Source organism: Enterobacter sp. SGAir0187, from assembly GCF_002952735.2.
GTDB classification, from domain to species: domain Bacteria; phylum Pseudomonadota; class Gammaproteobacteria; order Enterobacterales; family Enterobacteriaceae; genus Enterobacter; species Enterobacter quasiroggenkampii.
On record NZ_CP025034.2, the window covers coordinates 3,749,447 to 3,762,210 of the forward strand.

The 12,764-nt window shown below is 56.6% G+C and carries 12 protein-coding genes; 8 read left to right on the top strand and 4 right to left on the bottom strand.

Annotation, left to right across the window (positions count from 1 at the left end; genetic code table 11):
• Positions 1-348 precede the first annotated feature (348 nt).
• The 4 genes from qseE (at position 349) to glnB (ending at position 4,258) form a co-directional block, all read left to right on the top strand.
• Positions 349-1,776, top strand: coding sequence for a two component system sensor histidine kinase QseE/GlrK (gene qseE, locus CWR52_RS18135; RefSeq protein ID WP_021241873.1), 1,428 nt, complete (start codon positions 349-351; stop codon positions 1,774-1,776).
• Position 1,777: 1 nt separating this feature from the next.
• Entirely contained in the window at positions 1,778-2,515 is a 738-nt protein-coding gene (gene qseG / locus CWR52_RS18140) for a two-component system QseEF-associated lipoprotein QseG (protein ID WP_023325881.1), read from the top strand.
• Complete coding sequence (gene glrR, locus CWR52_RS18145) at positions 2,502-3,839, top strand: two-component system response regulator GlrR (RefSeq protein ID WP_045908542.1); 1,338 nt, start codon at positions 2,502-2,504, stop codon at positions 3,837-3,839. Before qseG ends, glrR begins: the two co-directional genes overlap by 14 nt.
• Positions 3,840-3,919: 80 nt before the next feature.
• Complete coding sequence (glnB, locus tag CWR52_RS18150) at positions 3,920-4,258, top strand: nitrogen regulatory protein P-II (RefSeq protein ID WP_003860685.1); 339 nt, start codon at positions 3,920-3,922, stop codon at positions 4,256-4,258.
• A gap of 80 nt (positions 4,259-4,338) precedes the next feature.
• Here the strand turns inward: glnB and hmpA are convergent, their stop codons facing one another.
• Positions 4,339-5,529 carry an NO-inducible flavohemoprotein gene (gene hmpA / locus CWR52_RS18155; protein WP_104950329.1) on the bottom strand — a complete coding sequence of 397 codons (1,191 nt, stop codon included), beginning with the start codon at positions 5,527-5,529 and terminating at the stop codon, positions 4,339-4,341.
• Positions 5,530-5,833: 304 nt separating this feature from the next.
• Here hmpA and glyA point away from each other — a divergent pair, with 304 nt between their 5' ends.
• Positions 5,834-7,087 (top strand): serine hydroxymethyltransferase, encoded by a 1,254-nt coding sequence (glyA, locus tag CWR52_RS18160; RefSeq protein ID WP_025757663.1) that lies wholly within the window; start codon positions 5,834-5,836, stop codon positions 7,085-7,087.
• Between the two features lie 54 nt (positions 7,088-7,141).
• On the opposite strand, the gene CWR52_RS18165 is transcribed toward glyA, so the two are convergent.
• Complete coding sequence (locus CWR52_RS18165) at positions 7,142-7,564, bottom strand: DoxX family protein (RefSeq protein ID WP_024908634.1); 423 nt, start codon at positions 7,562-7,564, stop codon at positions 7,142-7,144.
• 173 nt (positions 7,565-7,737) lie between these two features.
• On the opposite strand from CWR52_RS18165, the gene CWR52_RS18170 reads away from it, so the two are divergent.
• A complete protein-coding gene (locus CWR52_RS18170; protein ID WP_104950330.1) occupies positions 7,738-8,877 on the top strand; it encodes a 3-phenylpropionate MFS transporter in 1,140 nt (379 codons plus the stop codon).
• On the opposite strand, the gene csiE is transcribed toward CWR52_RS18170, so the two are convergent.
• On the bottom strand, positions 8,878-10,155 hold the full coding sequence (gene csiE / locus CWR52_RS18175) for a stationary phase inducible protein CsiE (RefSeq protein WP_045908545.1): 1,278 nt from the start codon (positions 10,153-10,155) through the stop codon (positions 8,878-8,880). It abuts the gene before it with no gap.
• Positions 10,156-10,280: 125 nt separating this feature from the next.
• Between csiE and CWR52_RS18180 the strand changes: the two genes are divergently transcribed.
• A complete protein-coding gene (locus tag CWR52_RS18180; RefSeq protein ID WP_104950331.1) occupies positions 10,281-10,919 on the top strand; it encodes a DUF1007 family protein in 639 nt (212 codons plus the stop codon).
• Positions 10,910-11,890 (top strand): nickel/cobalt transporter, encoded by a 981-nt coding sequence (locus tag CWR52_RS18185; protein ID WP_104950332.1) that lies wholly within the window; start codon positions 10,910-10,912, stop codon positions 11,888-11,890. The genes CWR52_RS18180 and CWR52_RS18185 overlap by 10 nt, the downstream gene beginning before the upstream one ends.
• A gap of 59 nt (positions 11,891-11,949) precedes the next feature.
• Here CWR52_RS18185 and suhB read toward each other — a convergent pair whose 3' ends face one another.
• On the bottom strand, positions 11,950-12,753 hold the full coding sequence (gene suhB, locus CWR52_RS18190; protein WP_003860668.1) for an inositol-1-monophosphatase: 804 nt from the start codon (positions 12,751-12,753) through the stop codon (positions 11,950-11,952).
• Positions 12,754-12,764: the final 11 nt, after the last annotated feature.

Consider the following 12,764-nt stretch of genomic DNA (forward strand, 5'->3'; position numbering starts at 1 on the left):
AATCATTCTGCCAACAAGTAATAGGTTGAATATATAAAACCTTTTTAATTCATCATGTTAATTTATTGTTTTGCATTCTGGCACGCCTGTTGCATAATATTAACCAGTGGCTCATTCACCTTCTTATGTCAGCCCCTTCGGGACGTGCTACATAAACTTCGAATGACGCACAAAAAGGTGCCTGCCGTCCAACTACTGATCATAGCGATGCTTTATCAGGCCAGGGCGAAACGTCGAGTTAGGCACCGCCTCATTCCATGACAAAGCCGGGTTTTTACCCGGCTTTGTTGTATCTGAAGGGCAGACTCAGTTACGCTCTGCGTAAACCCCCATTAAGAGAGTAATGCGTTGAAACGCTGGCCCGTTTTTCCCCGCTCCCTGCGACAGCTCGTCATGATGGCCTTCCTGCTGATCCTGCTGCCGTTGCTGATCCTTGCCTGGCAGGCGTGGCAAAGCCTGAACGCGCTGAGCGCGCAGGCGGCTTTAACCAACCGTACGACGCTCATTGACGCCCGGCGCAGTGAGGCCATGACCAACGCCGCCCTGGAGATGGAGCGCAGCTATCGTCAGTATTGCGTGCTTGACGATCGCACGCTGGAAAAGGTGTACCAGAGTCAGCGCAAGCGCTACAGCGAAATGCTGGACGCCCACGCGGGCGTATTGCCTGACGACAAGCTGTATCAGGCGTTACGTCAGGATCTGAACGATCTTGCGCAGCTGCAGTGCCACAATAGTGGACCCGATGCCGCCGCCGCCGCGCGCCTGGAAGCCTTCGCCAACGCTAACACCGAGATGGTGCAGTCAACCCGTACGGTGATTTTCTCTCGCGGCCAGCAGCTTCAGCAGGAGATCGCCGAGCGCGGCCAGTTCTTCGGCTGGCAGGCGCTGGTGCTGTTCCTCGTGAGCCTCGGGCTGGTTCTGCTCTTTACCCGCATGATCATCGGTCCGGTGAAGGGGATCCAGAGGATGATCAACCGCCTGGGGGAGGGGAAATCGCTCGGGGATACGGTCGCCTTTAAAGGTCCGCGCGAGCTGCGATCCGTAGGCCAGCGCATTATCTGGCTGTCCGAGCGCCTGGCGTGGCTTGAATCACAGCGTCATCAGTTCCTGCGCCATATCTCCCATGAGCTTAAAACGCCGCTCGCCAGCATGCGCGAAGGGACGGAACTGCTGGCGGACGAAGTGGCAGGGCCGCTTACGCCCGAACAGAAAGAAATTGTCGAGATCCTGGATAACAGCAGCCGCAATCTGCAGAAGCTGATTGAGCAACTGCTGGATTACAACCGCAAGCTGGCTGACGGGGCGGTTGTACTGGAAAACGTCGACATTGAACCGCTGGTGGATATGGTGATCTCCGCCCATAGCTTGCCAGCAAGAGCTAAAATGATGCATACCGGTGTAGAGCTGAATGCGCCGACCTGTCTCGCTGAACCCATGCTGCTAATGAGCGTGCTGGATAATCTTTATTCCAATGCGGTGCACTATGGTACTGAATCCGGTAACATTTATATCCGAAGCTATACGAAGGGTTCCCGGGTGTTTATAGACGTCGCTAACACCGGCACCCCGATCCCCGATGACGAAAAAACCATGATCTTCGAGCCCTTTTTCCAGGGGAGTCATCAGCGGAAAGGTGCGGTGAAAGGCAGTGGTCTGGGCTTAAGCATCGCCCGGGACTGCATACGACGCATGCAGGGTGAGCTAAACATTGCCACGGACGAACGTTCGGATGTTTGCTTCCGTATTGAACTGCCCCTGAGCCGGAAAAATCAATAAAATGAATCTATGTCTGGTGAGTATGTCACACGTCTTTTCCCGCGCCGTACGCGCGGTGTTTTCCCGCAGCACGCTTCGCCTGAGCCTGCCCTGTTTATTTCTGGCTGGGTGTGTTTCCCATGTGCCGCAAAGTGCGATTAGCGATAAACAAGAAGATAAATGGCCCGATAACCAACTGGCCGATTTCCTCTCAACCCGCTGTGACGACATCTGGAACCTGTCAGGGCATGACGTCGAAAGTAACCCGCTGTTCTGGCTGCGCGGGATAGATTGCGCCCAGCGTCTGGCGCCGGTTGACGCCCGCGCGAAAGCGGCGATGCTGGATGATGATACCTGGCAGGACGCGTTCAAGCGTGGGATTTTACTGGCGGATGCGAAAATCACTCCCGTCGAACGCCGCGCCAACGTGACCCGACTGGACACGTTTGTGGTCAACCTTCCGGTACAGATCCGCCCGGTATACCAGCTCTGGCGCGAGGGACAGACGCTACAGCTTCAGCTTTCTGAAGAGCGCTCCCGCTACAGCAAGCTGCAACAGTCAACCGATAGCGAGCTGGATACACTGCGCCAACAGCAGCAACATTTACGTACGCAGCTGGATACCACGACGCGTAAGCTGGAGAACCTGACCGATATCGAAAGACAGCTCTCGTCGCGTAAATATCAGCCGGGGAGTTCATCCGCTGCGCCGGACAGCGATACGCCGAAACAAGAGGATGTAAAGCATGACGAGCCGTAAACCAGCCCATCTCTTACTGGTGGATGACGATCCCGGTCTGTTAAAGCTGCTGGGGATGCGTCTGGTGAGTGAAGGCTACAGCGTCGTGACCGCGGAAAGCGGGCTGGAGGGGCTGAAAATTCTCAGCCGCGAGAAAATCGATCTGGTGATAAGCGACCTGCGGATGGATGAAATGGACGGCCTGCAGCTGTTTGCGGAGATCCAGAAGCAGCAGCCGGGGATGCCCGTGATTATCCTGACCGCGCACGGGTCGATCCCGGATGCGGTTGCCGCGACGCAGCAGGGGGTATTCAGCTTCCTGACCAAGCCGGTAGATAAAGACGCGCTGTATAAGGCAATCGACAGCGCGCTGGAACATGCCGCTCCGGCGGGGGATGAAGCGTGGCGGGAGCCTATCGTCACCCGTAGCCCCGTGATGCTGCGCCTGCTGGAACAGGCGAGGATGGTGGCGCAGTCTGACGTCAGCGTGCTCATCAACGGCCAGAGCGGAACCGGGAAAGAGATCCTCGCGCAGGCAATTCATAACGCCAGCCCGCGCAGCAAGAACGCCTTTATTGCGATTAACTGCGGCGCGCTCCCGGAGCAACTGCTTGAATCTGAACTGTTTGGTCATGCCCGCGGCGCATTCACCGGCGCGGTAAGCAGCCGTGAAGGGCTGTTCCAGGCGGCGGAAGGCGGCACGCTGTTCCTGGACGAGATTGGCGACATGCCCGCGCCGCTGCAGGTCAAGCTGCTGCGCGTGCTGCAGGAGCGCAAAGTGCGCCCGCTGGGCAGCAACCGCGATATCGATATTAACGTGCGCATTATCTCCGCTACCCACCGCGATCTGCCAAAAGTGATGGCCCGCAACGAGTTCCGCGAAGATCTCTACTACCGTCTGAACGTGGTCAACCTGAAGATCCCGGCGCTGGCCGAACGTGCGGAAGACATCCCGCTGCTGGCGAATCATCTTTTGCGTCAGGCTGCCGATCGCCATAAACCGTTCGTGCGCGCGTTTTCCACCGATGCGATGAAGCGGCTGATGGCCGCAAGCTGGCCGGGTAACGTGCGTCAGCTGGTCAACGTGATTGAGCAGTGCGTGGCGCTGACCTCCTCACCGGTCATCAGCGACGCGCTGGTGGAACAGGCGCTGGAAGGGGAGAACACGGCCTTGCCGACGTTTGCGGAAGCGCGTAACCAGTTCGAGCTGAACTATCTGCGCAAGCTGCTGCAGATCACCAAAGGCAACGTGACCCACGCGGCACGGATGGCCGGGCGCAACCGCACCGAGTTTTACAAGCTGCTCTCGCGTCACGAGCTGGAAGCGAACGATTTTAAAGAGTAGTACCGCAAAATTCGCCTGAATATGGTACTGTGAGCAATCGATTACGAGGCAGCTTACAGGCAAGAGTTTAAGGACCCACCATGAAAAAGATTGATGCGATTATTAAACCTTTCAAACTGGATGATGTGCGTGAAGCGCTGGCGGAAGTCGGCATCACCGGGATGACCGTGACGGAAGTGAAAGGTTTTGGTCGTCAGAAAGGTCACACCGAGCTTTACCGTGGCGCAGAATACATGGTCGACTTTCTGCCGAAAGTGAAAATTGAAATCGTGGTCAGCGACGATATCGTGGACACCTGTGTGGACACCATTATCCGCACGGCGCAAACCGGCAAAATTGGCGACGGTAAAATCTTCGTCTTTGACGTGGCGCGCGTGATCCGTATCCGTACCGGCGAAGAAGACGACGCCGCGATTTAACGTTCTTGCCGGGTGGCGCTGCGCTTACCCGGCCTACAAAACTCTTCGTAGGCCCGCGCAAGCGAAGCGCCGCCGGGCGATTACAGTACCTTATGCGGGCCGAAGCACTCGTAATGAATGCTGTCTTTGTTCACACCCAGCCCCACCAGCTGCTGCGCGGCATACTGCATAAACGCCACCGGCCCGCAGACGTAGAACTGCATGTCCGGCGCGCTAAACGCTCCTTCCATCTGGCTTAAATTCATCAGACCTTCGCTGTCAAACCGTGCGGCTGCGCGGTCTGCATCCGTCGGCAGGCGATACCAGGTGTGCGCGGTGAAACGCGGCAGGGAGGCCCCGAGCGTTTTCACCTCATCCGCAAAAGCGTGCACGTTGCCGTTCTCGGCGGCATGGAACCAGTTAACCTGTGCACCGTGGCGAGATTTTGCCAGCGTATCAAGCATCGCCAGCATTGGCGTCTGGCCGACGCCCGCAGAGATCAGCGTCACCGGGGTATTCGTGTCAACGGCCATGAAGAAGTCGCCCGCCGGCGCGGCCAGATGGACCACGTCGCCCACGTTCGCTTCGTTGTGCAGCCAGCTGGAAACCTGACCGCCGTCCTCACGCTTCACCGCAATGCGATAGCCTTTACCGTTTGGCTTGCGGGTAAGAGAATACTGACGGATCTCCTGATGCGGGAAACCTTCAGGCTTCAGCCACACGCCCAGATACTGCCCTGGCTGGTAACCGGCCACCGGTTGACCGTCCACCGGCTCAAACTCGAAGCTGGTGATTAACGCGCTGCGCGGGGTTTTCTCAACGATGCGGAACGCGCGGGTGCCTTCCCAGCCGCCGTTCTTGCTGGCGTTTTCGCTGTAAATCTGTGCTTCACGGTTGATAAACACGTTTGCCAGCACCCCGTAGGCTTTACCCCACGCGTCCAGCACCTCCTGGCCCGGGCTGAACATTTCGTCCAGGGTTGCCAGCAGGTGAGTGCCGACGATGGCGTACTGCTCGGGTTGGATCTGGAAGCTGGTATGTTTCTGCGCGATTTTTTCCACCGCGGGCAGCAACGCTGCCAGGTTTTCAATATTGCTGGCGTACGCCGCGATGGCGTTGAACAGCGCTTCACGCTGATCGCCGTTACGCTGGTTGCTCATGTTGAAAATTTCTTTGAGCTCCGGGTTGTGCGTGAACATGCGATCGTAGAAATGGGCGGTGAGTTTAGGGCCGGTTTGCACCAGCAGGGGAATGGTGGCTTTTACGGTAGCGATGGTTTGAGCGTCGAGCATGAGCGCATCCTTCTGATGTGACTTTAATGATGTATTTTAAATGCATCTTATAAAAAATACCCCTGCGTTGTAAATGGTTCTTTGCAAGATGAAAAATATGCATCACAAACCTGAAAAGAAATCCGCTGGAAAGGGCGAGAGCTTTATTCCTCAAACCCTTGCGTGGCGGGTAGGAAAACGTTTGCGTAAAATCGTTTGTCAAGACCTGTTATCACAGAACTAATCAGTTATACTGTTGCCCGTCGTCCAACAGGACTGCCTTTTCAGGCCAAAATTTACTTGTTAGCTGAGTCAGGAGATGCGGATGTTAAAGCGTGAAATGAACATTGCCGATTATGATGCCGAACTGTGGCAGGCTATGGAGCAGGAAAAAGTACGTCAGGAAGAGCACATCGAACTGATCGCCTCCGAAAACTACACCAGCCCGCGCGTCATGCAGGCGCAGGGTTCTCAGCTGACCAACAAATACGCTGAAGGTTACCCGGGCAAACGCTATTACGGCGGTTGCGAGTACGTTGATATCGTTGAGCAGCTGGCTATCGATCGTGCGAAAGCACTCTTTGGCGCTGACTACGCAAACGTGCAGCCGCACTCTGGCTCTCAGGCTAACTTCGCGGTCTACACCGCGCTGCTGCAGCCGGGCGATACCGTTCTGGGTATGAACCTGGCGCAGGGCGGCCACCTGACTCACGGCTCCCCGGTTAACTTCTCCGGTAAACTGTACAACATCATCCCTTACGGTATTGATGAGTCCGGTAAAATTGATTACGAAGACATGGCGAAGCAGGCTAAAGAGCACAAGCCGAAGATGATCATCGGTGGCTTCTCTGCTTACTCCGGTATCGTTGACTGGGCAAAAATGCGTGAAATCGCAGACAGCATCGGTGCTTACCTGTTCGTTGACATGGCGCACGTTGCGGGTCTGATCGCTGCAGGCGTTTACCCGAACCCGGTTCCACACGCTCACGTTGTGACCACCACCACCCACAAAACCCTGGCGGGTCCACGCGGTGGCCTGATCCTGGCGAAAGGCGGTGACGAAGAGCTGTACAAAAAACTGAACTCCGCGGTGTTCCCAAGCGCGCAGGGTGGCCCGCTGATGCACGTTATCGCGGCAAAAGCCGTCGCGCTGAAAGAAGCGATGGAGCCAGAGTTCAAGGTTTACCAGCAGCAGGTGGCTAAGAACGCCAAAGCGATGGTGGAAGTGTTCCTGAACCGTGGCTACAAAGTGGTTTCCGGCGGGACTGAAAACCACCTCTTCCTGCTGGATCTGGTTGATAAGAACCTGACCGGTAAAGAAGCTGACGCAGCCCTGGGCCGCGCTAACATCACCGTGAACAAAAACAGCGTGCCAAACGATCCGAAGAGCCCGTTCGTGACGTCCGGTATCCGTATCGGTTCTCCGGCCGTGACGCGCCGCGGCTTCAAAGAAGCAGAAGTGAAAGAGCTGGCTGGCTGGATGTGTGACGTTCTGGACAACATCAATGACGAAGCGGTTATCGAGCGCGTCAAAGGTAAAGTTCTGGATATCTGCGCACGCTTCCCGGTTTACGCATAATTCCTCTGCTTCGCAGAAATAAAAAAGGCCGCGCATGCGGCCTTTTTTTATGACTTAACGCCGGTCAAGGGAGATGGCGCCTGGCCCCACAATCGCCAGCAAAATAAAGGCGCCAGCAATACTGATATTCTTGTAGAAGTTAATCATATTCGGTACGACCGCATCACCGGTCATATCCCAGTAATGATGCCCAATCACCGCCGTTCCGAGAGTGTAGAACACAAACAGTACCGCGAGAGGACGGGTGAAAAACCCCAGTACGATCAGAATAGCGGCAGGCACTTCCATGACTACCGCAATAATGGCCGCCAGCATGGGCATCGGCGTTCCCAGCGAGGTCATGTATTGTACGGTGCCGCTAAACCCCGTCAGTTTTGGATAACCAAAGATAATAAACAGCACGACAAGTGCGATGCGGCCAATGAGCAGCAGCAGGTGACGTGACTGGCCGAAATCGAGATAACGTAGTGAGTTCATGGCAGAAAAACCTCTGCAAGTGGAGTAATTTAAACGTAATACATATTTCCATTCCCTGCCATAAGCCAGGCGACTGCACAAGATGTTAATTTTTCGTTAATTTATAGCAGGCTATCTACTTGCTTAATTTTTATATTCTCGCCAGACTATGGCCTCGATTTCGGGAGGGATTCATGGTCTTGCATTCCACGCGCTGGCTGGCGCTCAGTTATTTCACCTATTTCTTTAGCTACGGCATTTTTCTGCCCTTCTGGAGCGTCTGGCTCAAGGGTATCGGCCTGACGCCCGAGACCATCGGCGTCCTGCTGGGGGCCGGGCTGGTGGCGCGTTTCCTCGGCAGCCTGCTGATCGCCCCACGCGTCAGCGATCCCTCCTTACTGATCAAGGCCGTGCGTATTCTGGCTCTGTTGACGCTGGTCTTTGTGGTCTGCTTCTGGGTCAGCCACCAGTTTGCCTGGCTGATGGTGGTGATGGTTGGTTTTAACCTGTTCTTCTCACCGCTGGTGCCGCTGACGGATGCCCTGGCGAACACCTGGCAAAAGCAGATCACCATGGACTACGGTCGCGTGCGCCTGTGGGGTTCTATCGCCTTTGTGATTGGCTCGGCGCTGGTGGGGAAACTGGTCAGTCTTTACGATTACCGCGCCATTCTTGCCCTGCTGAGCATCGGTATTGCCTCGATGCTGCTGGGCATGCTGCTGCGACCGTCGGTGATGCCGCAAGGAGAAAGCCGCCATCAGGAGAGCGCTGGCTGGCCCGCATGGCGTAGCCTGGTCGCACAGAGCTGGCGTTTTCTGGCGTGCGTGTGCCTCCTTCAGGGGGCTCATGCGGCGTACTATGGTTTCAGCGCCATCTACTGGCAAGGCGCTGGATATTCCGCTTCCGCCGTGGGCTATCTGTGGTCGCTGGGCGTGGTGGCCGAAGTCATTATCTTTGCCCTGAGCAAAAAACTGTTCCGTCGCTTTGGCGCGCGTGACCTGCTGCTGCTTTCCGCCGTGTGCGGCGTGGCGCGCTGGGGGATTATGGGCTGGACGACCGATCTGCCGTGGCTGATTGTGGCGCAAATTCTTCACTGCGGCACCTTTACCGTGTGCCATCTGGCGGCCATGCGCTATATCGCTGCGCGCGAGGGCGGGGACGTGATTCGCCTGCAGGCCGTCTATTCGGCAGTGGCAATGGGGGGCAGTATCGCGATCATGACGGTCTTTGCAGGGTTCCTCTACCAGCATCTGGGGCATGGCGTGTTCTGGGTAATGGCTCTGGTGGCGCTACCGGCAATGTTTGTTCGACCGAAAGTGGCCGCACGCGCGTAACTACGATTCCAGCATGGCGCGAATATGTTCTTGCTGCTGCGCGTTCAGTGTCTCAACGGCATGGATCAACGGCGGCGAGAACAGCGGCAGGGCAGTCGGATAGGGGGTGATAACCAGCGCGGCTTCGCGCGGCGCTCCCTCTTTCTGAAAAGCCTGTAGCGTCAGATAGCGAATGTTGAGCGGCAGCAGCGTCAGCTCGCGAAGCTGCTGTTCGATCTGCTCCTCACTGGCTTTGTCTTCTCCCGTCAGCAGGATCACCTGTTTTTCATGCAGGTCGGTCTCCTGCATCAGCCAGGCCCCAAAAATCACCGCCACGAGGCTCATCTCTTCATCGGAAAAACGTAGCCCAAATTCCGCCTCCAGCTCAAACAGCGCCTCTTTCGTAGTGCGTAACAGTCGGGGATAAAGGCGGTGGATCTCCTCCGGCAGGCTGTTGTCGATGCCGATCTCAAACAGCGAACGGTCCAGCGCCTGAGCCAGATGGATATACAGCTGATCGGTCAGCCCTTGCTCATCGCTGAAGTTCATCCCCGTCTGGGAACGAAAACGGGCCACCATGCGCACGATGGCCCGGCGTAGACGCTGATCCTGCTGGTGCTTATCAAGCACCGGATCGGGCGTGCGGAGCATCATAAACAGCAGCGCCAGAAACAGCTGTTCATCTCCGTGAGCACCCTGCGGGACGCGCCGTCTCCAGTGGCGCACGATCTCCTGCGCCGTAAAATACTCCCCTCTTGACTGGGTCCAGCTGCGCTGAACGTGGGAAAACTGCGGCGTATTCCCGAGCTGGTGCTGAATAAGGCAGTATTGCAGATAGAGCTGTAAAAACTGGACGTCGCGGCATTCAAACTGGCGCTGGAGCTTGCGTGAGCAGAAGCCGATCAGCGCCCGCAGGTTCGCATCGTCGTAAAGCGGGCGCGCGATGCCGTGTTGTTTAAGCGCGGTTTTTAATGCGGGGGTAAACTGGTGCGAGACGAACTGCGGGCAAAGCCGTAGCGCCCGGCGCAGCCAGTGCAGCAGGCATAAACGCTGATTCAGGGCTGTGCCTTCAATCCGGTAGCAGCCGTCGTGGTGCGTAACGATATCCAGCCGGTGATAGCGCTGGATTTCATCGCGCGTCTCGGCTATATCTTGCCGTGCCATCGCGTCGTCCACGCCGTTGGCAGCGATTATGCTCTGTGCGGTGACGGCAGCATCGGGCAGGTAAAGCATCAAAAGCACCTGGCAGCGGCGCTGCGAACTGGAAAGCACAGATGGAATTTCAAGCGTCGTCATCATCTGTCGGGTATCCAGTGTGAATGTTTGATAAGAATAGCTAAAGGATGAGCGCTGAAAAGCGCGCCGGCAGGCCTTTCACTCAGGATTGCTGGGGAACATCACAGAATTTTTGACGTGAGGAATTGATGCAAACAGTTAAACAATGTGCGATGGCGTTATTTTTGGCGGTTATCAGCTTAGCTGCCAGCGCACATCCTCACAGCTTTATTGACCTCAAAACCGAGCTGGTCACCGACGGTACGCAATTGAGCGGCCTGAAAATGCGCTGGACGATGGATGAAATCACCTCGTCTGACCTGCTCTATGACGCGGGAAACGCGAAGCCCGGTGACGAAATCTGGAAAAAGCTGGCAGCGGAAGTGATGGCCAACGTGCTCGGCCAGCACTACTTCACCGAGTTCTGGCATAACGGCCAAAAGGTCAAATTTCTGAACCGACCAACGGAATACGGGATGACGCGTGAAGGGCACCAGGCGGTGCTGACGTTCGTGCTTCCGCTGGCGCATCCCCAGCCGCTGGCCGGGCAAACGTACACGTTTTCCACTTTTGATCCCACTTACTATGTTGATATGCGCTATGACAAAGACAGCGACGTACGGCTGCCGGACGCGCTGCAAAAAAGCTGCAAAATTGGCGTTCATACCCCGAAGCCCAGCGAAGAGATGCTGAACTTTGCGGTCTCACTCGACAAGGACGATGCCCCACCCGAGGATATGGAATTGGGTAAACAGTTCGCACAGGAGGTGACGTTACAATGTCAGTGATCTCCTCTCCGTTTCGGAAACCTCGCCGCTGGCTGCATCTCTGGCCGCTGGCGCTCTTTTTGCTGTTAGCGGTTTGCGGCGCGCTGTGGCTATGGCAGGCCTGGCCGCAGGTCATGATGAAAAGCATTATCTGGCAGCGTGAGGTCAACCAGCAGATGAGCGGACTGCTGAAGGCGGTGGCGGAGAACCCGACCAAAGCGGGCGGATCCCTGCTGGCGTTCAGTTTTGTCTATGGCGTTCTGCACGCGCTGGGGCCGGGGCACGGCAAAATCGTGATTACGACCTGGCTCGCCACCCATCCGTCAAAGCTGAAATCGAGCATCGGCCTGACGCTGGCCTCCTCGCTGCTGCAGGGCGGCGTGGCGATTGCGCTGGTCGCTGTTGTGCTTTCACTTTTGCAGCTTCCGGCGCGCCAGCTGCACATGAGCAGCTTCTGGCTGGAGAAGGGCAGCTATGCGCTGGTGGGCGTGCTGGGGCTGATCCTCTGCTGGCGGGCGCTGAAAAAACTGCGCACGCTGCTGAAAAAGCCCACGTTCAAATCCTTTACGCCGCACCACGTTCATGATGAACACTGCGGCTGCGGTCATCAGCATCTGCCCACGCAGGAACAATTACAAAACGGCGACGACTGGCGCGCCCGGCTGATGATTATTCTCTCGATGGGGATGCGCCCTTGCTCGGGTGCCATCATGGTGCTGCTGTTCAGTAAGGTGATTGGCGTGTTCGGCTGGGGCATGCTGTCCGCGCTGGCGATGGCGGCAGGAACCTCCCTCACCATTTCGTCTTTAGCGCTGCTGGTTCACAGCTTCCGTCAGCTGGCGGTCAAACTCAGCGGCAGTAAAACGCCGGTGCTGTGGCGACAGATAGGGTGGACAACGCTTGCGCTGGCGGGGGGAGTGATTCTGCTGGTGGCGGCGGTGACGATGTGGATGAGTGCGGTACCGGTGGGAAGGGGATTGCGACCTTTCTAGCGTACTGAGGGATTTTGTAGGCCCGGTAAGCGTAGCGCCACCGGGCTTAACAAACTGGATTAACGCTTCAGCGCATCGCTCAGTTCATCACGCATGTTGGCCAGCATGGCTTTAACAACGCGTGGGTTACCCGCAACAATGTTGCCGGTAGACATATAGTTATGGCCGCCGGTGAAGTCGCACACAATGGCGCCTGCTTCACGCGCGATCAGCTCGCCCGCAGCAAAATCCCATGGCTTCAGTGAAAGTTCGAAGTAACCGTCAACGCGGCCGGTGGCAACGTAGGCCAGATCCAGCGCAGCAGAACCGGTGCGACGGAAGTCTGCGCATTCGGTGAACAGTTTGCCCAGGATATTCATATAGGTGGTCGCGTGCTGTTTCGCCTTGAACGGGAAACCGGTCGCCAGGATGGTGCCGTCCAGATCGCGTGCGTTGCTGCAGCGCAGACGGTAGCCGTTCAGCTGCGCGCCCTGACCGCGGGTCGCGGTGAACAGTTCGTTACGCATTGGATCGTACACAACGGCGACTTCAGTACGGCCTTTAATGCGTACTGCGATAGACACAGAGAAGTGTGGCAGGCGTTTAACGAAGTTGGTGGTGCCATCCAGTGGATCGATAACCCATTGAACATCCTGATCGGTACCTTCATGTTCACCGCTTTCTTCGGTGATGATGGTGTGCTGTGGGTAAGATTTGCGGATCGTTTCGATAATAATCGCTTCTGCGGCTTTATCGACGTTTGTCACGAAATCATTGCTGCCTTTCTGGCTGGTTTCTACGGAGTCTGGCGTTTCGTAGTGTTTGGCAATTACATTACCCGCCTTGCGCGCTGCGCGCACGGCGATGGTCAGCATCGGATGCATCGGTCTCTCTC